Origin of the sequence: Streptomyces lancefieldiae (assembly GCF_031845825.1) — a bacterium.
In the GTDB taxonomy this organism is placed as follows: Bacteria; Actinomycetota; Actinomycetes; order Streptomycetales; family Streptomycetaceae; genus Streptomyces; species Streptomyces lancefieldiae.
This window is the reverse complement of sequence record NZ_JAVRFH010000008.1, coordinates 1-19,371: the sequence shown is the minus strand read 5'-3', so window position 1 is coordinate 19,371 and position 19,371 is coordinate 1. Positions and strand designations below refer to the sequence as shown.

Genomic DNA, 19,371 nt, shown 5'->3' with positions numbered 1-19,371 from the left:
ACCGGGCGTCGGCCGCCGGGTAGCGGGTGGGTCAGAGCCGGTCGAGGTGCGTGCCGAGGCCGTCGCCGAGGCCCTCGTCCAGCGTGTCCGCCGCCTCGACCTCCTCGCGGGTGATCCCCAGCAGGTACAGCACCGTGTCCAGGAAGGGCACGTTCACCGCGGTGTGCGCGGCCTCGCGCACCACCGGCTTGGCGTTGAAGGCGACCCCGAGCCCCGCCGCGTTCAGCATGTCCAGGTCATTGGCGCCGTCACCGATCGCCACGGTCTGGGACAGCGGCACGCCCGCCTCCGCGGCGAACCGACGCAGCAGCCGCGCCTTGCCCGCCCGGTCCACTATCTCCCCGGTGACCCGGCCGGTCAGCCTGCCGTCGATTATCTCCAGCGTGTTGGCCTGGGCGAAGTCCAGCCCCAGCCGCTCCTTCAGGTCGTCGGTGACCTGGGTGAAGCCGCCGGAGACGACCCCCACCTGGTAGCCGAGCCGCTTGAGCGTACGGATCAGGGTGCGGGCACCCGGCGTCAACCGGACCTCGCCGCGCACCTTCTCCACCACCGAGGCGTCCAGCCCCTCCAACAGCGCCACCCGCGCGTGCAGCGACTGCTCGAAGTCCAGCTCCCCGCGCATCGCGGCGGCGGTCACCTCGGCGACCTCGTCCTCGCAGCCGGCGTGCGCGGCGAAGAGCTCGATCACCTCGTCCTGGATCAGCGTGGAGTCCACGTCCATCACGACCAGGCGCTGCGCCCGCCGGTGCAGCCCGGCCGCGACGACCGCGACGTCCACGCCGAGCGCCGCGGCCTCGGTGGCCAGCGCGGTGCGCAGTGGCTCGGTCTCCACACCGGACACCGCGAACTCGACGGCGGTCACCGGGTACTTGGCCAGCCGGAAGATACGGTCGATGTTGCTGCCGGACTCGGTGATCCGGGCCGCTATGGCGGCGGTCGCCTCGGCGGTGAGGGGGTGGCCGAGCACCGTGACCAGGGAGCGGCCGACACCGCGCGGCCGGTTGTCGCCGATGCCGGAGATGATCTCCGCCTGCAGCTTCAGTGACTCCGCCCAGCTGTGGACGGTCGCTCGCAGATCGCCCTCCAGGCCCCGGGGCGGCTCGGTCACGAGCGCGCACAGCACAATCCGGCCGCGGGTGACGACCTGCTCGATGTCGACGACGTCGACGGAGTAGGCGGCGAGGGTGTCGAACAGGCCGGCCGTGATGCCGGGCCGGTCCTTGCCGAAGATCTTGACGAGAAGAGTGGGAACGTCAGAGGTCTGCGAAGCGCTCATGGTGTTCCAACCGTATCCGGCACCCCGTGCCTTTCGCGCCCGAGGTCCGCCTGACGGACACGGGCCCGCGGACCCGGCTGGGTCACTGTCCGCCCCTGGGGCGCCGGGGCGGCGCCGGTGGCGGGGGAGGCGGGGGCGGCGGGCCTTCGCCCCAGCGGGGCGAGGGCCGGCTCCCGGGCCCTTCTCCTTCTCCGGGTCGTGGAGGCCGCCGCGGCGCTCCCGGAGGCGGCTCCAGCGGTCCGGCCACCGTGGGGGCGCCGTGCAGGTCGTCGTACGTGTCGTCCTCGGATCGCTGTCCCGCGTCCTCGGATCGCTGTCCCGCGTCCTCGTGTCGCTGTCCCGTGTCGTCGTGTCGCGGTCCTGCGTCGTCGTGTCGCGGTCCTGCGTCGTCGGTTCGCCGTCCGGCGTCGCCGTGGTCGTCATCGGGCCGATGTCCCGTGCCGTCCCGGCGAGGCCCCGTGCCGCCGGGCGGCCGGGTTCCGGGGGAGTGGCGCCCGCTCCCCGCCGCCCGCGCCTGCCCCGCACCGGGCGGTGCCCCCGGACGGCCGGGCGGCGCGTCCTCCGGTTCCCGCGCCCCTTGCGGCAGCCGCAGGTACGGATTGGTACCGGGGTCGGGCGGACGGTACGGCGAGCCCGGCCGGTACGGCCCGGGACACGGCTCGTCCCCCGACGTATGGCCTGAACCCGCACTCGTGCCCGAGTCCGAGTCCATGCCCGAGTCCGAGTCCATGCCCGAGTCCGAGCCCATGCCCGAGTCCGTGCCCATGTCCATGCCCGCGCCCGCGCCCATGCCCCCGACCCCACCCCCCGCCACCCCGGTTGCACTCCGTGCCAACGGCGTCGCCCATCGGCCCGCCGCCCCGCTCGCCCGTGCGAGCAACGCCCCGGCACCCCCCGCGCCCGCGCCCCACACGGCACCCAGCAGCAGCGCCGTGCCGAGGTGCCCGCGCAGGTCGATGCCCGCCCCGAACACGTCGACGCCGAGCACCGAGAGCGAGGCATCCACGGACACCTCCGCCAGCCGGGCCAGCAGCGGCAGCGCCAGCGCGGTCGCCAGGCCCAGCCGCAGCGCACACCGCCCCGCGAATCCGTACGGGCCCCCCTCGTCCCGTGCCACCGGCGTCCGCACCGCGGTCAGCACCCCGGCCAGCAGCATGAGCAGTGCCGCCGCCACCCCCAGCAGCCACACCCGCCCGTCCAACGCCGCCAGCCGCGCCAGGGTGACCGGCTCACCGGCGCCGGCGCTCAGCAGTTCGTCCAGCGGATCCGGGAGAACCCGGACCAGCTCACCGGTGGCCTGCCCGTCCCACGGCACGAACAGGCCGATCGGCACACCCAGCCAGACGCCGTTCGGCGCCCCCAGCAGCGCCGCTCCCGCGATCCGCCGGGGGTGGTCGTCGCCGATCGCCGCGTACGCCGCCGCCGCCCAGCCGGCCGCCACGGCCGTCAGCGCCACCGTGACGAGGGCGGACACGACCGGCCGCACCACCCGGTGCACGGCCGCGCACCCACGCGGCAGGGGAGTGCGGCGCGAGGCGAGCAGCGCGATCAGCAGGACCCCGGCGGACCAGGCCAGCCCGCCCAGCAGTGTCGGCGCGGTGTCGACGGTGAAGCCGACGGCGGCCTCGGCGTCGACGAGGTCACCGATCCGGTCGGGCAGCAGCCCACCGATGTCCCCCACATCACCGAGTCCCGGAATCTCGAGACCTCCGCTCCCGTCCCCGTGCCCTCCGCTCCCGTCCCCGTGCCCTCCGCTCCCGTCCCCTGCGCCTCCGCCTCCGCCTCCGGGCAGGTCCCCGAGCCCGAGCGAGCCGCCGTCGATCGCGACGACGTCGTGCCCCGCCCAGGCCAGTCCGCCCAGCATCGCCACGAACAGGGCGACGACCGAGCCCGCACGCGCGAGGAGTTCGGCGGGCGCGACCACGACTCCGGCGGCGCGCAGTGACCGCAGGAAGAAGAACGACAGGAGCAGGGCACCGACCAGCCCGACGCCCAGTGGCGTGATCTCGAGGGCGGTGTGCGCCTGAGCCCCCTTCAGCCCGAACGCGGACGCGTCCCCGGCCGGCGTGACCGAACCTCCCGCCCCGAGGGCCACGACCGCCGCGGTCATCGGCCCCGACGAGCCCGCCTCGTCCGCGTCCAGCAGGCGCAGACCGAGCGCCGCCGTTCCCGCCATCCCGGTCAACGCCCAGCTCACGGAGGCGATCGCGGACATCAGGACGTCGCCCCACGGCACCCTGGTGCCGAACCCCCCGGTTCCGACGCTCGTGGACGCGCTCATGGCAGACCCCCCGATCCGCGGCGCGGCGGCGTTGCCGCGCATGTCCCCTCTCGCGTGGATTACCACTCTCCGGGCAGGTTTCAACCCCGTCAACGGGAACGGCCGGTGGGCGCCTACGCGGTTTTCACAAGGCCCGACTTTCGGTCAGGGGGCCGAGCCTGAAATAGTTCCCCCCGATGTTCGACATCCCTAGACTCCCCGCGACGGGGGTAAATCGGGGGACAACTCAGTGGGGCATGGAGTGCCGGAACTCGTACTGGAATCTAATGGACGGACCTGGACGCTCGATCCGTCCCGGTCTTACGCGCTCGGACGCGATCCGCAGGGGGAGCTTGTCTTCGACGACGCCAGGGTGTCCTGGCGGCATGCCACGATCAGTTTCAACGGCCGCAGTTGGGTCGTCGAGGACCACGGCAGCACCAACGGCACGTTCGTGCACGGGCAGCGGATCCAGCAGGTGGAGCTCGGTGCCGGAACGGTGCTGAACCTGGGCAACGCGACCGACGGACCGCGCGTGAACCTGACGGCCGCCGAGGCCGCCTCCGGCACGCCGCAGGCCCAGCCTCAGCAGCCGTACGCCGCGCAGGGCGCGAACGCCGGCTGGGCCCAGCAGGCACCCGCCCAGGAGCCGCAGCAGCAGGTGCCGCAGCAGCCGCAACCGCATCAGCAGCCGCACCAGCAGGTGGTGCCGCAACAGCAGGTGCCGCAGCAGGCCGGCTGGCAGCAGCAACCGCAGCAGCCGCAGCACGGCGCACCGCACTTCCCCCAGCAGCAGGGACCCGGTGGCGCGGCGGGGGCGCCGCCGGTCCACGGCGACCGCAGCCCGACCACGTTCCACCAGTTCTCGCTCGGCCGCGTGATGCGCATCGGCCGCGCCCTGGAGAACGACCTGGTCGTCTCCGACCTCCAGGTCTCCCGCAACCACGCGGAGTTCCACGCGACGCCCGACGGCCGCATGGAGATCCGCGACCTGGGCTCCCACAACGGCACGTACGTCAACGGTCAGCCGATCGCCAAGGGCGGCTCCCAACTGCTCGGTCCCACCGACATCGTGGGCGTCGGCCACTCGACGTTCCAGATCGTCGGCGACCGGCTCGAGGAGTTCGTCGACACCGGTGAGGTCTCCTTCTCCGCCCGGCACCTGACCGTGACGGTCGACGGCGGCAAGCAGATCCTGAAGGACGTCTCCTTCGGTGTGCCCGAGAAGTCGCTGATCGCGGTCATCGGCCCGTCCGGCTCCGGAAAGTCGACCCTGCTCAAGGCCCTGACCGGTTACCGGCCGGCGGACCAGGGCGAGGTCCTCTACGACAACCGGAACCTCTACAAGCAGTTCGCCGAGCTGCGCCAGCGCATCGGTCTGGTCCCGCAGGACGACATCCTGCACAAGGAGTTGACCGTCAAGAAGGCCCTGAAGTACGCGGCCAAGCTCCGCTTCCCGGCCGACACCACCGGCGCCGAGCGCGACGCCCGCATCGACGAGGTGCTGCGCGAGCTCAAGCTCGACATCCACAAGGACAAGAAGGTCACCTCCCTGTCCGGCGGCCAGCGCAAGCGCGTGTCCGTCGCCCTGGAGCTGCTGACCAAGCCGTCGCTGATCTTCCTGGACGAGCCGACCTCCGGCCTCGACCCGGGCATGGACCGCGACGTCATGCAGCTGCTGCGCGGCCTCGCCGACGACGGCCGCACCGTCCTCGTCGTCACCCACTCGGTGGCCGAGCTGGCGATCTGCGACAAGCTGCTGGTGATGGCGCCGGGCGGCTCGGTCGCCTACTTCGGCCCGCCCGAGGAGGCGCTGAACTTCTTCGGCTACGACACCTGGGCCGACGTCTTCTCCGCCTTCGAGAACTACCGCGACTACGACTGGGCGGGCCGCTGGAAGGGCTCGCAGCACTACCAGATGTACGCCGCGGACATCGACGCCGTCGCGCCGCAGGCCGTACAGGTCCCGCCGATGCAGGCGATGAAGCCGCCGAAGCCGCAGGGCTGGATGTCGCAGTTCATGACGCTGGTGCGGCGCTACGTCTCGGTGATCGTCTCCGACAAGGGCTTCCTCGCCCTGATGGTGATCCTGCCGGCCGTGCTCGGCGCGGTGAGCCTGCTCATCGACGCGGACAAGGGCCTGCTGCCCAACCCGGCCAACCCGAAGACCGGCCGGATCATCCCGAACGGCACCGCCACCACGGTCCTGCTGATCCTCGCGGTCGGCGCCTGCTTCGCCGGCGCCGCGAACTCCGTCCGCGAGCTGATCAAGGAACGGGTCATCTACGAGCGGGAGCGCGCGACCGGGCTGTCGCGCTCCGCGTACCTGATGTCCAAGGTCTTCGTCCTCGGCATGATCACGGTCTTCCAGGGGCTGCTGGTCGGCGTGATCGGCTTCGCCAGCCGGGAGATCCCGCAGGAGGGCCTGATCCTCGGCAGTGCCACGCTGATCGAGCTCTCCCTGCCGATCATGGCGCTGGGCTTCACCTCGATGATGTTCGGCCTGATCATCTCGGCGCTGGTGAAGACCGCGGAGAAGACCATGCCGCTGCTGGTCATGTTCGCGATCATCCAGGTCGTCTTCACCGGCTGCCTCTTCGCCCTGAACGACGCGGTCGGCGTCAACCAGTTCTCGTACCTGATGCCGTCACGCTGGGCGGTCGCCGCCGCGGGCGCCACGCTGGACTTCAACAAGGTCAGCCCACCCGAGGCGGGCGCCGGGACGGACCCGCTGTGGGAGCACTCCGTCGGCGCCTGGGGGCTCGACATGGCCGCCCTGATCGCCCTCGGCGTGATCTGCGGCTTCTTCGTGGCCCGCTTCCTGCGCCGCCACGAGCCCGAGGTCATGCGCAAGTAGCCGTGGCCGGACACACCGCGCCGTACGCCCCGAAGGGCGGCACCCGTCAGAGGGTGCCGCCCTTCGGCGTTCGGCGTTCGGCGTTCGGTCGAACGTCGGCGTGAAGAGGTCCGCGCCGACCTCAGTACGCGCTGTTGACGTTGTCCATGGAGCCGTACTTGTCCGCGGCGTAGTTGCAGGCGGCGGCGATGTTGGCTACCGGGTCGTAGATGTCCCAGGACGTACCGGGCACGTGGTAGGCCTTGAACGTCGGCGGGATCACCTGGAGCAGGCCCTTCGACGGGATGCCGTTGATGGCGTTGATGTCCCAGTCGTTGATGGCCGTCGGGTTGCCGGAGGACTCCCGGATGATGTTGCGGTGGATGCCGCTGTAGCTGCCCGGGATGTCGTGCTTGGCCATGATGGCCCGGGCCTCGCGGATCCAGCCGTCGAGGTTGTTGGCGTAGCTCTTCGTCGAGACCTGCTTGACCTCGACACGCTGGGCGGAGCGGCTCACGCTCTCCTTGGCCGCACGCTGCTGCGCGGCCTTCTCGGCGGCGGCCGTCTTCGCGGCGGCGGTCTTGGCGGCCGCCTCCTTCTTCGCCTCGATGGAGGCGACCTTCTGGTCGGCACCGGCGAGGTGGCCGGTGACGCCGGCGTGCACGTCCTGGATCGGCTTGGTGCTGTACGCCACCTTGGCCGTGGGAGCGGCCTCGCTCGTGGTCGTGTGGCCGCTGGCCGGGACGGCGGTGAAGGCGACGGCGGCTGCGCCGAGCGTGCCGACACCGGCTATCGCGACCTTGTGGGTGCGGTTCAGGGAACGACTGGGACCACGGGAAAGGATGTTCTTGAGCATGGCGGGATAGACCTCTTCGTGTAGCGCGGAGGTCGCTCTCGTCCGGTGGGGACAGGTGGTGCTTCCGGCACAAACGCCGCGGGGGATGCCCACGGCGCTGAGCGACGAGAGCAATTCTTAGCGGCCGCAAAATCCGGAGGCAAAGGTGTGACGTACGATCCCGGATAGTGGATCAGGGAAGGGTAAAACGGGGCAGATCGGTCTATCTGCCCCGCTCAAAACGGACGGGTCGGTCTCCTACCCCCCTTCGTACGTGACGTGCGCCCTATGCGCGGGCTCACATCGCTCCCGCATCCATCTCACCGATAGTTGCTGAAGCAACGCGATGGGTGAGGGGCTGAACGGGGCTCTTTCACGGCAGGAGGAGATGGACGTCCCCGAACTCGTGCCACAGGTAGCGCTCACGCACCGCCGCCTCGTACCCGCGGTCGATCGCGGCCCGCCCCGCCACCGCCTCCAGCATCAGCAGATGCGAGGCCTCGGGCTCGTGCAGCCCCGTCAGCAGCCCGTCCACCACCCGCACCCCGCGCTGCGGAGTCACGACCAGATCGGTCCACCCCGCCCGGGCCCGTACGACCCCGTCGGCGCCGGCCGCCGACTCCGCCGCCCGCACGGCCGTCGTCCCCACGGCCACCACCCGCCTCCCCGCTGCCCTCGCGGCGTTGATCAACCGCGCCGACGCCTCCGGCACGCAGAACCGCTCCGGATACGGCGGCTCGTGCGCCTCGGCGGAAGCCACCCCCGTGTGCAGCGTCACCGGCGCGAACTGCACCCCCCGGCTCACCAGTTCCGCCACCATCCGCGCGGTGAAGGGCCGCCCCGCGCTCGGCATCTCCGCGCTGCCCGACCCGTCGGCCGACGGCAGAGCGAACACCGTCTGGTACACGGACAGCGGCTGATCCCGTTCCGTATAGGAGTAGCGAATGGGCCGCCCGTGCCCGCGCAGCACCGCGGGCACCTCCGTCCCCGACACCCGCGCCCACCACAACCGCTCCCCACGCGCACTCAACGGCTCCTCCAGCACCAGCCGCGCGCCCTCCGGCAGCCGCACCTGGGTCCCCTTCGGCCCTCCCGCCGGTCTCCCACCGCCGCCCGGCGCCCGAAGCGCTCCGCGCCCGGCTTCCGCCCGCGTACGCGTGGTCCCTCCCCCTCCTCCCGCACGCGCGCGCGTGCTCCCCCTCACCTCCGCACGCGCGCGCGTGGTGCCCCTCCCGTCCGGGTCCCGCAACTCCACCGCCCACCTGCCGTCGTCCCCGCGCGTGGAGAAGTGCACCACCACGCGCGCGTGCCCGACCCACCCGTCCACGGCGGCGGCCAGCGTGGGGGAGGTGTTGACGATCAGCAGATCACCGGCCCGCAGCAGCCCCGGCAGCTCCCCGAACCGGTGGTGCGACACCTCGGAGCCCCGCGACACCAGCAGCCGTACGTCGTCCCGGTCCAGCCCGGGGCCCCGCTGCTCGACCGGCACCCGGGCCGACAGCTCCTCGGGGACGTGCGGGCCCGGCGTCATCGCCGCCCCTCCAGCAGCGCCGGAGCCCCGTAGCGCCCGCTGGCCGGCCGCTCGTCCAACAGCCTCAGCAACGCCGGAACGACACTCACCGGATCGGGCCGCGGATCGTCGTCGTCCGGTACGGCCGCCGCGTACAGGTCCGTGGCCATGTCCCCGGGATCGACCGCCCAGACCCGCAGCCCCGGTTCCTCGGCGGCCAGCACCGCTGCCAGCTGGTCCAGGGCCGCCTTGGACGCCCCGTAACCGCCCCACGTCTCGTACGCCTCGGCCGCGGCGTCCGAGCTCACCGTCAGCACCGCGCCCGCCGGAGCCGCGTGCAGCAGCGGCAGCGCCTCCTGCACCAGACCGAGCGCGGCCACCACGTTCACCTCCAGCGCCCTCCGCAGGCCGGCCGGCGACAGTTCCTCCAGTCGCACCAGCGGCTCCGCGCCCAGCGCGCTCGCATTGCTGACCAGCAGGTCCACCCCACCGAGCCGACGGGCGGCCGCCACCAGAGCGGCCCGGTGCCCGGCGTCCGTGACGTCCCCCGGCAGCGCCGTCACGCGTGTGCCGTACTCCTCCAGCGCCGCCGCCGTCCCCTTGAGCACCTCCGGGGTCCTGGCGTCGAGCACCAGGTCCCAGCCCCGCGCCGCCAGGGCCTCGGCGACCGCCCGCCCCAGTCCCTTCGAAGCCCCGGTGATGATCGCAACCGGCATGACGCACGTCCTCTCGTCGTCCGCGCCGCCCGACCGGAGCGGCGTGATCCTCAACGTAGGAACGGGGCCGCGCCGGCCGCCTCGGGCACGGGCCCCAACCGTGCGGGGCCCTTCGCCCTAGGACCGACGGGCGGGACCTCGGTCCTAGGCCCACCGCCCTAGGCGGCGGCGGTCACAGGGCCGATCCCGCCCTCGCGCCCCGCCGGTACCGTGAGGACATGAGTCACGGCCCCCGGACCGGCCTCGCCGCGGTGAGTTCCGCGCTGCTGGCCATGAGCAGACACCTCGAGGTGCGCGACGTCCTCAAGACGATCGTCGCCTCGGCCCGCGAGCTGCTCGACGCGCAGTACGCGGCGCTCGGCGTCCCCGACGACCACGGCGGCTTCGCCCAGTTCGTGGTGGACGGCGTCAGCGACGAGCAGTGGAAGGCCATCGGCCCCCTGCCCCGCCAGCACGGCATCCTCGCCGCGATGCTCCAGGAGGCCACGCCCGAGCGCCTGGCCGACGTCCGCAAGGACCCCCGTTTCGGGGGCTGGCCGTCCGCCCACCCCGACCTGGTCGACTTCCTGGGGCTGCCGATCCGCGACGGCGACGAGGTGATGGGCGCCCTCTTCCTCGCCAACAAGAACTGTGTGAAGCCCGAGGGCGGCTGCGGCTTCACCACGGACGACGAGGAACTGCTGGGCATCCTCGCCCAGCACGCCGCGATCGCCCTCACCAACGCCCGCCTGTACGAACGCAGCCGCGAGCTGACCATCGCCGAGGAACGCTCCCGCCTCGCCCACGAGCTGCACGACGCGGTCAGCCAGAAGCTCTTCTCGCTGCGCCTGACCGCCCAGGCCGCCGCCACCCTGGTCGACCGCGACCCCGTGCGCGCCAAGGGCGAGCTGCAGCAGGTCGCCGCGCTCGCCGCGGAGGCCACCGACGAGCTGCGCGCCGCCGTCGTCGAGCTGCGGCCCGCCGCCCTGGACGAGGACGGCCTCGTCGCCACCCTCCGCACCCAGATCCAGGTCCTCGACCGCGCCCACAGCGCACACGTGACCTTCACCGGCCACGGGGTCAAGGCCCTGCCAGCCGCCCAGGAGGAGGCGGTGCTGCGCGTCGCCCAGGAGGCGCTGCACAACGCCCTGCGCCACGCCGCGGCGGAGCACGTCGACGTGACCCTGCACCGGCGCGGCGCCGGAGCCGTGCTGCGCGTCACCGACGACGGCACCGGCTTCGACCCGCGCACGGTGCGCCGCGCGGGACGCCACCTGGGCCTGGTCTCCATGCGGGACCGGGCGAACGGCGTCGGCGGCAAGCTGACCGTGGAATCGGCGCCCGGCAAGGGCACCACGATCGAGATGGAGGTCCCCGGTGGCTGACGCAATCAGGGTGCTGCTCGTCGACGACCACCAAGTGGTCCGCCGGGGCCTGCGCACCTTCCTGGAGGTGCAGGACGACATCGAGGTGGTCGGTGAGGCCGCGGACGGCGCCGAGGGGGTCGACCGCGCCGAGGAGCTGACGCCCGACGTGATCCTCATGGACGTCAAGATGCCGGGCATGGACGGCGTCGAGGCGCTGCGCAGACTCCGGGAGCTGGACAACCGCGCGCGTGTGCTGATCGTCACCAGCTTCACCGAGCAGCGCACGGTGATCCCGGCCCTGCGAGCGGGCGCGGCCGGCTACGTCTACAAGGACGTCGACCCCGACGCGCTGGCCGGTGCCATCCGCTCCGTCCACGCGGGCCACATCCTGCTCCAGCCGGAGGTCGCGGGCGCCCTGCTGTCCCAGGAGGAGAGCAACTCCGGGCAGGGGAGAGCCGGTTCCCTCACGGAGCGGGAGCGGGAAGTGCTGGGCCTGATAGCGGACGGCCGCTCCAACCGGGAGATCGCCCGTTCCCTGGTGCTCTCCGAGAAGACCGTGAAGACCCACGTCTCGAACATCCTGATGAAACTCGACCTCGCGGACCGCACCCAGGCCGCCCTGTGGGCCGTACGCCACGGAGTGACCGGCTGAGACCGGCCGTCCCTGTACGCGGCGGCAACCCGGAGGGTTCCCCTCCGATCCGAGATTCATACTGTCGTGGGAATGTCCCCCATACGGCGCATCCTCCGCCGGGTCCGGCCGTTCTCCAGTGCGTGCCGCGGCGACTGCCGCGGCAATCGCTAGGGAGGGTCTGCAAGTGAAGAACCTGAAGAAGGCAGCGGCCGTGACGATGGTGGCCGGCGGGCTGATCGCCGCCGGCGCGGGCATGGCCTCCGCCACCGAGGGCTCCCACGCCCACGGCGAGGCCATCGGTTCCCCGGGCGTCGCCTCCGGCAACGTCGTCCAGGTACCGGTCCACATCCCGGTGAACGCCGTCGGCAACAGCGTCAACGTCATCGGTGTCCTGAACCCGGCCTTCGGCAACCTCGGCATCAACCGCTGACCGAGGCCACCCGGCCACGACGACCCCCGGCCTCCCGGCCCCACCCGGGAGGCCGGTCGTCGCCCACCTGCACCCCGCACAGCCGCAGACAGTCGCATGTCGCCCCAGCTGCGGGCAGTCGTGCCTCCCCAGTGCCTGAACGGCCTGGGAGGTACCCCCAGGGCGGCACGGGTGGGCGGTGGGGGTTCCCCCCGCTCGAGCGCAGCCGAGAGTGGGGGAGGCACCCCGTCAGCGCAGGGCCGCGCGACCCACCCCCGGCCACACCAACGCACCGCACCCACCGGGCAACGTCACCGCACCCCCAGCAAGGGACGTCACCGCTCCCGCTCCTCCACAACGGAGTTGTACGCCGCGACCTGCGCCCGCCGAGCCGTCCGCTCCACCGGCCGCAACGCATCCCCCCGCGCCGCCATCTCGGACGCGCTCACCGCACCTCCGTGCCCGTTCTCATACGCCAGTGAGACCAACGCCCCCACCCGCTGCGCCAGCTCCAGCACCCGCACCGCCCGCGGCGGATACCCCGGCGCCAGCACCTCCCGTCCCCGCTCCGCCCGCGCCCGGTACGCCGCGACCGCCGCCTCCGCCACCGGCCCCGACCCGGCGACGTCCAACCGCGTCAGCACCTCCGTCGCGTCCCGGAGCGCCTCCGCCAGCTCCCGCTCCGCCTCCCCGAGCGAGGGCACGTCCGCCGGTGGCGCCTCCCGCACCGGCAGGCAGTGCCAGACGACCTCGACGTGCACGTCTCCCTCGGGCCCGGCCTCGTACACCTCCGGCACCAGCCCGAGCGCGGCACCGTGACAGATCACGGCCTCCTCCGCCTCCAGCGCCCGCGCGTTGAAGTCCGGCGGCCCGCTCAGCCCCAGGGGGTGCCCCGGCGCGGGCAGAGCGACCCGCAGCCCGGTCGCCCCGAGCGCCCGCAGGCGCCCCAGTGCCAAGGTGAGGCCGACCGGCGACGATTCGCCCGGCAGCCCCTCCACCCGGTGCACCGCGTCCTCGCCGACGATCGCGATCGCGGCGTCATCCGGCGAGACCATTCCGGCAATAAGGGCATTTCCCCAGGCGGCAAGGCGCCCTGCGCGTGGTTCCGAGAGCATGCCCCCACCCTAAGGACCGGACCGATGGAACAGTGAAGCCGACCGGTGGCGTAGATTTCCTGGAGGGCCTGCGCCCACCGGCGCGGCGGCCCGAGCCACAGGCGTACGCGACAGCCGAGACCGGCCACACTGCAAGGGGAGACAACGCGCTCATGAGCGATGTTCTGGAGCTTCAGGACGTATCCGTGGTCCGCGAGGGCCGGGCTCTCGTGGACCAGGTCTCCTGGTCGGTCAAGGAGGGCGAGCGCTGGGTGATCCTCGGCCCCAACGGAGCCGGCAAGACCACCCTCCTCAATGTCGCGTCCAGCTACCTCTACCCCAGCAACGGAACCGCCACCATCCTCGGCGAGACCCTCGGCACCCCCGGGACCGACGTCTTCGAACTGCGCCCGCGCATCGGCATGGCCGGCATCGCCATGGCCGAGAAGCTGCCCAAGCGCCAGACGGTCCTGCAGACCGTGCTGACCGCCGCGTACGGCATGACGGCGGGCTGGCACGAGGACTACGAGGACATCGACGAGCAGCGCGCCCGCGCCTTCCTCGACCGCCTCGGCATGACCGAGTACCTCGACCGGAAGTTCGGCACCCTCTCCGAGGGCGAGCGCAAGCGCACGCTGATCGCCCGCGCCCTGATGACCGACCCCGAGCTGCTGCTCCTGGACGAGCCGGCCGCCGGCCTCGACCTCGGCGGCCGCGAAGACCTGGTCCGCCGCCTCGGCCGCCTCGCGCGCGACCCGATCGCCCCCTCGATGATCATGGTGACCCACCATGTCGAGGAGATCGCCCCCGGCTTCACCCACGTCCTGATGATCCGTCAGGGCAAGGTCCTCGCGGCAGGCCCGCTGGAGCTCGAGCTCACCTCCCGCAACCTGTCCCTCTGCTTCGGCCTCCCGCTCGTCGTGGAGCAGGTCGGCGACCGCTGGACCGCCCAGGGGCTCCCCCTGTCCTGACCGCCCCCTGTGCGCCCTGTCCCCGGCACGTGTCACGGACCTACCATGACCACGTGAACGACATCGACGCATGGGTGTGGTGGCTCGTCGCCGCGGCAGCGCTCGGGATCCCGCTCGTCGTGACCGCGATGCCGGAGTTCGGGATGCTCGCTGTCGGCGCGGTCGCCGCCGCCGTCGCCTCCGGGTTCGGCGCGGACCTCGTCGTCCAGGTACTCGTCTTCGCCATCGTCTCGGTCGCCCTCATCGCCGTCGTACGGCCCATCGCCGCCCGGCACCGCTCCCAACGGCCCCAACTCGCCACCGGCGTGGACGCCCTGAAGGGCAGACAGGCCGTCGTACTGGAACGGGTCGACGGCACCGGCGGACGGGTCAAGCTCGCCGGGGAGGTCTGGTCGGCACGCGCACTCGACACCGGTCGCGCCTACGAGGCGGGCGAGGAAGTGGACGTCGTCGACATCGAGGGAGCCACGGCCATCGTCATGTGACCTCGCCGGACGCAAGTGGACCGAACGCCCCCCGAGGCGTGCGACGGTCTGTCAGACTCGACCAGCAAGATCCTCAACAGCCGTAAGATCAGCAGTCGTCAGGGTCAATAGGATCTGCCAGAGCGCCGAGGCGGAGAAGGGGACGGACAACCACGATGGAACCGGTCATCATCGTCTTGATCATCCTGGTGGTGTTGGTCTTCATCGCCCTGATCAAGACCATCCAGGTCATCCCACAGGCCAGCGCGGCCATCGTCGAGCGCTTCGGCCGCTACACGCGGACGCTGAACGCGGGCCTCAACATCGTGGTCCCGTTCATCGACACCATCCGCAACCGCATCGACCTGCGCGAACAGGTCGTCCCCTTCCCGCCGCAGCCGGTCATCACCCAGGACAACCTGGTCGTCAACATCGACACCGTCATCTACTACCAGGTGACCGACGCCCGCGCCGCCACGTACGAGGTCGCCAGCTACATCCAGGCCATCGAGCAGCTCACCGTCACCACCCTGCGCAACATCATCGGTGGCATGGACCTGGAGCGCACCCTGACCTCCCGCGAGGAGATCAACGCGGCCCTGCGCGGCGTCCTCGACGAGGCGACCGGCAAGTGGGGCATCCGCGTCAACCGCGTCGAGCTCAAGGCCATCGAACCGCCCACCTCCATCCAGGACTCGATGGAGAAGCAGATGCGCGCCGACCGTGACAAGCGCGCCGCGATCCTCCAGGCCGAAGGTGTCCGGCAGTCCGAGATCCTGCGCGCCGAGGGCGAGAAGCAGTCCCAGATCCTGCGCGCCGAGGGCGAGGCCAAGGCCGCCGCCCTGCGCGCCGAGGGCGAGGCCCAGGCCGTCCGTACGGTCTTCGAGGCCATCCACGCCGGCGACCCCGACCAGAAGCTGCTCTCCTACCAGTACCTGCAGATGCTCCCGAAGATCGCCGAGGGCGACGCCAACAAGCTCTGGATCGTCCCCAGCGAGATCGGCGACGCCCTCAAGGGCCTGTCCGGTGCCATGGGCAACTTCGGCGGCATGGGCGGCGGTTCGGGTTCCGGCAACGGCGGCGCCAGCGTCCCGGCCCAGGAGCGCCGCGAAAAGCCGAGCATCGACTGACGGACCCCGGAAACGACGTTCCCCGCGCCCCTCTCGGGGGGCGCGGGGCTGTGTCGACACGGGGCTCCGCCGCGTGGGCGCGACCAGCCACATACGACCGTGAGCCGAACGGCAAACGAACCCGGCAGACGCTCTACGCGGCGTCCAACGCCAACCACTCCGGCAGCGCCTCAAGGTCGTCCCGGGCCAGTGCCAGCAACATCGCATCGGCCGGCGTCGGTTCGAACGGCTTCCGCAGCAGCGGCATGCCGGCCTGCTCAGGCGTCCGGTTCGCCTTGCGGTGATTGTCCTCCGCGCAGGACGCCACCGTGTTCAGCCACGTGTCCTGCCCGCCGTGCGACCGCGGCACCACGTGGTCCACGGTCGTCGCCCGCCGCCCGCAGTACGCACACCGGTGCCGGTCCCGGACCAGCACCCCCCGCCTCGACCACGGGGCGCGTCTTCGGAAGGGCACCCGCACGTACTGGCACAGCCTGATCACCCGGGGCGCCGGTATGTCGAGCGCGGCTCCGCGCATCCGCAGTTCGGGGTGGGCCTGCTCGACGACGGCCTTGTCCTGGAGCACCAGAACGACGGCTCGATTCAGCGTCACCGTCGACAACGGCTCGAAGCTCGCGTTCAGTACCAGCGTGTCCCGCATACCAGCCCACCTCCCGTGTGCACCGGCCCACCCCGTGGCGGGCTGGGATCAACTCTGGCCGGGCACGCCGAGATGGACAACGCAATATCTGCTGCTCCTACGGGGGTGCGCCCCCGTAGCCCCCGGAAACAAAAATGCCCGCCCCTGATCCATTCCAAGACCAGGCGCGGGCAAACGTTCCATGAACGACGGGAACACTCAGCCCTCGGCGGGCACCTCGTACTCACCGATCACCTGGGCCCGCGCGATCGCGTGGAACCGCAGGTTGAAGCCGACGAACGCCGGGGTGGCCTCCGCGTCCGGCCCCAGCTTCTCCTGGTCCACGGCGTACACCGTGAACACATACCGGTGCGGCCCGTCGCCGGCCGGCGGGGCGGCACCGCCGAAGTCCTTGCTGCCGTAGTCGTTGCGCGCCTGTACGGCGCCCTCGGGCAGCCCCTCGAACCTGCCGCTGCCCGCACCCGCGGGCAGCTCCGTCACCGAGGCAGGGATGTCGAACACCACCCAGTGCCAGAACCCGCTGCCCGTCGGGGCGTCCGGGTCGTAGCACGTCACGGCGAAGCTCTTGGTCTCGGCGGGGAAGCCCTCCCATCGCAGATGCGGAGAGGTGTTGCCGGCCGCGTGGACCTGAGCGTCCTTGAGTGTCGCCCCCTCCTGGACGTCCTCGCTCGTGACCGTGAACGACGGCACGGGCGGGTGGAAGTCATGCGGGAGCGGTCGCCGCTTGAGCTCGGTCACCTCGGTACCTCCTGATCGTCTGGTGCAGAGACGACCGAGCCTAGATCCCCTAGAACCAGTTCCGCTTGCTGCCGACCTCGGACAGCCACTGATTGAGGTACGCCGTCCAGTCGGTGCCCTGGTAGTCGTTCAGCCCCACCTTGAAGGAGCGGAAGGTGTCGCTGCCCTCGCTGAACAGCCCCGGCTTCTTGTCCATCTCCAGCACGACGTCCATCGCCTGCGCGTCGGCCACGAAGCTCAGCTCGACCTGGTTCAGCCCCCGGTACTGCTGCGGAGGGAGGAACTCGATCTCCTGGTAGAAGGGCAGCTTCTGCCGCGTGCCCCGGATGTGCCCCCGCTCCATGTCCGCGCTCTTGAAGCGGAAGCCCAGCTGGATGAACGCGTCCAGGATGGCCTTCTGCGCCGGCAGCGGGTGCACGTTGATCGGGTCCAGGTCCCCGGAGTCCACGGCACGCGCGATCTCCAGCTCCGTGGTGACGCCGATGTTCATCCCGCGCAGCGCCTGCCCGTCGATCATCGTGACCGGCGTCTCCCAGGGGATCTCCAGCCCGAACGGCACCGCGTGCACGGCGCCGGCCTTCAGCTCGAAGGCACCACCGAGCCGCACCTTCGTGAACTCGATGTCCTGCTTGTACTCCTGGTCCCCGCTCTCCACCTCGACCTTGGCCTGCAGCCCGACCGACAGCGCCTCGATCTGCTGGTCCACGGACCCGCCCTGGATCCGCACCTCGCCCTGGACGACGCCGCCCGGCACGACGTTGTCCTCGCTCAGCACGGTCTCGACCGAGGCCCCGCCGGCTCCCAGGCTCGCGAGCAGCTTCTTGAACGCCATGTCTCTCCCTCTTCAGGCTTTGCGTGTGAACCCTTGATCCCTACAAACGCGATTCGGCCGTAGCCGGTTCCGTGTCCCCCACCCCGGCGAGGCGGACGCCCCCTGCCCGCCCCGCGCGCGGGCCCGCCTGCGTTAGGCTCGGACGGCATGTTCGCGAGCCCCGACCGTACGCCCCTCTCCAGGGACATCTTCGACCGCCCCATCCTCGATGTCGCCCCCGACCGCCTGGGCCGCGTCCTGGTACGCGACACCCCGGACGGTCCGCTCGCCCTCCGTCTGACGGAGGTCGAGGCCTACGGCATGTCAGGGCAGTCGGCATGAATGTTGATCTTCTCGCTCATCCTGCTGAAGAGGTCGCCCCCAAGCTGCTCGGGAGCGTCCTTACCTGCAAGACCCCCGAGGGAACCGTGAGCATCGCCATCACGGAGACCGAGGCGTACTCCGGTACGGCTGACCCGGCCTCCCATGCCTACCGAGGCCGGACACCCCGTAACGCCGTCATGTTCGGACCCGCAGGACACCTGTACGTCTACCGGTCCCACGGTCTCCACTGGTGCGCCAACGTCGTCACGGGGACGGACGGCATCGCCTCGGCTGTCCTCATCCGGGCAGGCAGGGTCATCGAGGGGGAAGACCTGGCACGCAAGCGGCGAGGGGAGAAGGTCGAGAGTCCACGCCTTGCCCGAGGTCCGGGGAACTTCTGTCAGGCACTCGGCATCACGGGCGAGCACAACGGCGCAGACCTCCTGACAGGTACCTCGGTCATGTTGTCCGAGGGCGAGTCTGCACCTGCCGCGCTCATCCAGGTTGGACCTCGGGTAGGCGTGAGCAAGGCCCACGACTGGCAGCACCGGTTCTACCTCGCCGGTGATCCGACGGTCTCGGCGTACCGACTGAGCCCGAGAGCCAAACCGTCCGCCGGAGCCTGACCGGGTACGCAACGGCCCGCGCACCGGCGTGGCCGGCGAGGGCGGCGTCCATCCATGGCGTTACCGGGTCGCCGACGACCCGACGGTCAGCCCGTATCGAGCCCATGTGCCGAGGCGGCGTCGAAGTTGACTCTCCCCTGGGGAACGCGTAACGTGGCCCGAGCCGCTTGACCCGGGTACGGCAATCGCCTGCAGCCGGAAGCGGCCAACCCACTACCTACGACTTCCCCTCAGCGGGAACGATTTCGGCGTGCCCGCATGCCTGAATTCGAACTCGAGGGACTCGATTATGAGTCCCAGGAGAAATCGGCTAACGTAGTGAATGTCGAAAGGCCAACGGACGAAAGCCCGGAGGCCACGGCAAATCCCGCCGACAGGGAATCGGATCGGAAAAGGATCTGATAGAGTCGGAAACGCAAGGCCGAAGGGAAGCGCCCGGAGGAAAGCCCGAGAGAATCGGGTGAGTACAAAGGAAGCGTCCGTTCCTTGAGAACTCAACAGCGTGCCAAAAGTCAACGCCAGATATGTTGATACCCCGTCTCCGGCCGCACGGTCGGGACGAGGTTCCTTTGAAAAAACACAGCGAGGACGCTGTGAACGGTCGGATCATTCCTCCGACTGTTCCGCTCTCGTGGTGTACGCCGGATTACCGGCAAGCATTCACGGAGAGTTTGATCCTGGCTCAGGACGAACGCTGGCGGCGTGCTTAACACATGCAAGTCGAACGATGAACCACTTCGGTGGGGATTAG

Annotated in this window: 17 protein-coding genes, 1 rRNA gene and 2 pseudogenes; 11 read left to right on the top strand and 9 right to left on the bottom strand. The window is 71.1% G+C overall.

Annotated elements, in window-relative coordinates:
* Positions 1-31: 31 nt before the first annotated feature.
* Complete coding sequence (gene serB, locus RM812_RS10195) at positions 32-1,276, bottom strand: phosphoserine phosphatase SerB (protein WP_311572112.1); 1,245 nt, start codon at positions 1,274-1,276, stop codon at positions 32-34.
* Positions 1,277-1,358: 82 nt separating this feature from the next.
* Entirely contained in the window at positions 1,359-3,557 is a 2,199-nt protein-coding gene (locus tag RM812_RS10190) for a streptophobe family protein (RefSeq protein WP_311572111.1), read from the bottom strand.
* Between the two features lie 241 nt (positions 3,558-3,798).
* On the opposite strand from RM812_RS10190, the gene RM812_RS10185 reads away from it, so the two are divergent.
* Complete coding sequence (locus RM812_RS10185; RefSeq protein ID WP_311572110.1) at positions 3,799-6,393, top strand: ABC transporter ATP-binding protein/permease; 2,595 nt, start codon at positions 3,799-3,801, stop codon at positions 6,391-6,393.
* Positions 6,394-6,514: 121 nt separating this feature from the next.
* Here RM812_RS10185 and RM812_RS10180 read toward each other — a convergent pair whose 3' ends face one another.
* The 3 genes from RM812_RS10180 to RM812_RS10170 form a co-directional block, all read right to left on the bottom strand.
* Complete coding sequence (locus RM812_RS10180) at positions 6,515-7,228, bottom strand: transglycosylase SLT domain-containing protein (RefSeq protein WP_311572109.1); 714 nt, start codon at positions 7,226-7,228, stop codon at positions 6,515-6,517.
* A gap of 352 nt (positions 7,229-7,580) precedes the next feature.
* Positions 7,581-8,738, bottom strand: a complete 1,158-nt coding sequence (locus tag RM812_RS10175) for an S-adenosylmethionine:tRNA ribosyltransferase-isomerase (RefSeq protein WP_311572108.1) — start codon at positions 8,736-8,738, stop codon at positions 7,581-7,583.
* Positions 8,735-9,433 carry an SDR family NAD(P)-dependent oxidoreductase gene (locus RM812_RS10170; RefSeq protein ID WP_311572107.1) on the bottom strand — a complete coding sequence of 233 codons (699 nt, stop codon included), beginning with the start codon at positions 9,431-9,433 and terminating at the stop codon, positions 8,735-8,737. Before RM812_RS10170 ends, RM812_RS10175 begins: the two co-directional genes overlap by 4 nt.
* A 218-nt stretch (positions 9,434-9,651) precedes the next feature.
* Between RM812_RS10170 and RM812_RS10165 the strand changes: the two genes are divergently transcribed.
* From RM812_RS10165 to chpE, 3 genes are all read left to right on the top strand, one after another.
* On the top strand, positions 9,652-10,797 hold the full coding sequence (locus tag RM812_RS10165; RefSeq protein ID WP_311572106.1) for a GAF domain-containing sensor histidine kinase: 1,146 nt from the start codon (positions 9,652-9,654) through the stop codon (positions 10,795-10,797).
* Positions 10,790-11,431, top strand: a complete 642-nt coding sequence (locus RM812_RS10160; RefSeq protein WP_311572105.1) for a response regulator transcription factor — start codon at positions 10,790-10,792, stop codon at positions 11,429-11,431. The genes RM812_RS10165 and RM812_RS10160 overlap by 8 nt, the downstream gene beginning before the upstream one ends.
* Positions 11,432-11,597: 166 nt before the next feature.
* A complete protein-coding gene (gene chpE / locus RM812_RS10155; RefSeq protein WP_311572104.1) occupies positions 11,598-11,843 on the top strand; it encodes a chaplin ChpE in 246 nt (81 codons plus the stop codon).
* A 314-nt stretch (positions 11,844-12,157) separates the two neighbouring features.
* Here chpE and RM812_RS10150 read toward each other — a convergent pair whose 3' ends face one another.
* Positions 12,158-12,937: a hypothetical protein gene (locus tag RM812_RS10150; protein WP_311572103.1), complete on the bottom strand. Its 780-nt coding sequence runs from the start codon at positions 12,935-12,937 to the stop codon at positions 12,158-12,160.
* A 152-nt stretch (positions 12,938-13,089) separates the two neighbouring features.
* Between RM812_RS10150 and RM812_RS10145 the strand changes: the two genes are divergently transcribed.
* The 3 genes from RM812_RS10145 (at position 13,090) to RM812_RS10135 (ending at position 15,481) form a co-directional block, all read left to right on the top strand.
* Positions 13,090-13,887, top strand: a complete 798-nt coding sequence (locus tag RM812_RS10145) for an ABC transporter ATP-binding protein (protein WP_311572102.1) — start codon at positions 13,090-13,092, stop codon at positions 13,885-13,887.
* Positions 13,888-13,940: 53 nt separating this feature from the next.
* Positions 13,941-14,372, top strand: coding sequence for an NfeD family protein (locus RM812_RS10140; protein WP_311572101.1), 432 nt, complete (start codon positions 13,941-13,943; stop codon positions 14,370-14,372).
* A 155-nt stretch (positions 14,373-14,527) separates the two neighbouring features.
* Entirely contained in the window at positions 14,528-15,481 is a 954-nt protein-coding gene (locus RM812_RS10135; RefSeq protein WP_311572100.1) for an SPFH domain-containing protein, read from the top strand.
* 133 nt (positions 15,482-15,614) lie between these two features.
* On the opposite strand, the gene RM812_RS10130 is transcribed toward RM812_RS10135, so the two are convergent.
* The 3 genes from RM812_RS10130 to RM812_RS10120 all read right to left on the bottom strand — a co-directional run bounded on the left by RM812_RS10130 (position 15,615) and on the right by RM812_RS10120 (position 17,691).
* On the bottom strand, positions 15,615-16,121 hold the full coding sequence (locus tag RM812_RS10130) for an HNH endonuclease (protein WP_311572099.1): 507 nt from the start codon (positions 16,119-16,121) through the stop codon (positions 15,615-15,617).
* Positions 16,122-16,319: 198 nt separating this feature from the next.
* Complete coding sequence (locus RM812_RS10125) at positions 16,320-16,859, bottom strand: YbhB/YbcL family Raf kinase inhibitor-like protein (protein ID WP_311572098.1); 540 nt, start codon at positions 16,857-16,859, stop codon at positions 16,320-16,322.
* Positions 16,860-16,908: 49 nt separating this feature from the next.
* Complete coding sequence (locus RM812_RS10120) at positions 16,909-17,691, bottom strand: sporulation protein (protein WP_311572097.1); 783 nt, start codon at positions 17,689-17,691, stop codon at positions 16,909-16,911.
* 147 nt (positions 17,692-17,838) lie between these two features.
* Here RM812_RS10120 and RM812_RS10115 point away from each other — a divergent pair.
* From RM812_RS10115 to RM812_RS10100, 4 genes and pseudogenes are all read left to right on the top strand, one after another.
* Positions 17,839-17,979, top strand: a pseudogene (locus RM812_RS10115) (DNA-3-methyladenine glycosylase); the annotation flags it as partial.
* 29 nt (positions 17,980-18,008) lie between these two features.
* Positions 18,009-18,620: a DNA-3-methyladenine glycosylase gene (locus tag RM812_RS10110; RefSeq protein WP_311572096.1), complete on the top strand. Its 612-nt coding sequence runs from the start codon at positions 18,009-18,011 to the stop codon at positions 18,618-18,620.
* Positions 18,607-18,750, top strand: a pseudogene (locus tag RM812_RS10105) (DNA-3-methyladenine glycosylase); the annotation flags it as partial. The gene RM812_RS10110 and the pseudogene RM812_RS10105, both read left to right, overlap by 14 nt.
* Positions 18,751-19,279: 529 nt before the next feature.
* Positions 19,280-19,371, top strand: a 16S ribosomal RNA gene (locus RM812_RS10100); the annotation flags it as partial.

Excerpts from the sequence above, each read along its gene's own strand:
- serB (WP_311572112.1), bottom strand. The coding sequence starts at position 1,276 with ATGAGCGCTTCGCAGACCTCTGACGTTCCCACTCTTCTCGTCAAGATC.
- RM812_RS10190 (WP_311572111.1), bottom strand. The coding sequence starts at position 3,557 with ATGAGCGCGTCCACGAGCGTCGGAACCGGGGGGTTCGGCACCAGGGTG.
- RM812_RS10180 (WP_311572109.1), bottom strand. The coding sequence starts at position 7,228 with ATGCTCAAGAACATCCTTTCCCGTGGTCCCAGTCGTTCCCTGAACCGC.
- RM812_RS10175 (WP_311572108.1), bottom strand. The coding sequence starts at position 8,738 with ATGACGCCGGGCCCGCACGTCCCCGAGGAGCTGTCGGCCCGGGTGCCG.
- RM812_RS10170 (WP_311572107.1), bottom strand. The coding sequence starts at position 9,433 with ATGCCGGTTGCGATCATCACCGGGGCTTCGAAGGGACTGGGGCGGGCG.
- RM812_RS10165 (WP_311572106.1), top strand. The coding sequence starts at position 9,652 with ATGAGTCACGGCCCCCGGACCGGCCTCGCCGCGGTGAGTTCCGCGCTG.
- RM812_RS10150 (WP_311572103.1), bottom strand. The coding sequence starts at position 12,937 with ATGCTCTCGGAACCACGCGCAGGGCGCCTTGCCGCCTGGGGAAATGCC.
- RM812_RS10145 (WP_311572102.1), top strand. The coding sequence starts at position 13,090 with ATGAGCGATGTTCTGGAGCTTCAGGACGTATCCGTGGTCCGCGAGGGC.
- RM812_RS10135 (WP_311572100.1), top strand. The coding sequence starts at position 14,528 with ATGGAACCGGTCATCATCGTCTTGATCATCCTGGTGGTGTTGGTCTTC.
- RM812_RS10130 (WP_311572099.1), bottom strand. The coding sequence starts at position 16,121 with ATGCGGGACACGCTGGTACTGAACGCGAGCTTCGAGCCGTTGTCGACG.
- RM812_RS10120 (WP_311572097.1), bottom strand. The coding sequence starts at position 17,691 with ATGGCGTTCAAGAAGCTGCTCGCGAGCCTGGGAGCCGGCGGGGCCTCG.
- RM812_RS10110 (WP_311572096.1), top strand. The coding sequence starts at position 18,009 with ATGAATGTTGATCTTCTCGCTCATCCTGCTGAAGAGGTCGCCCCCAAG.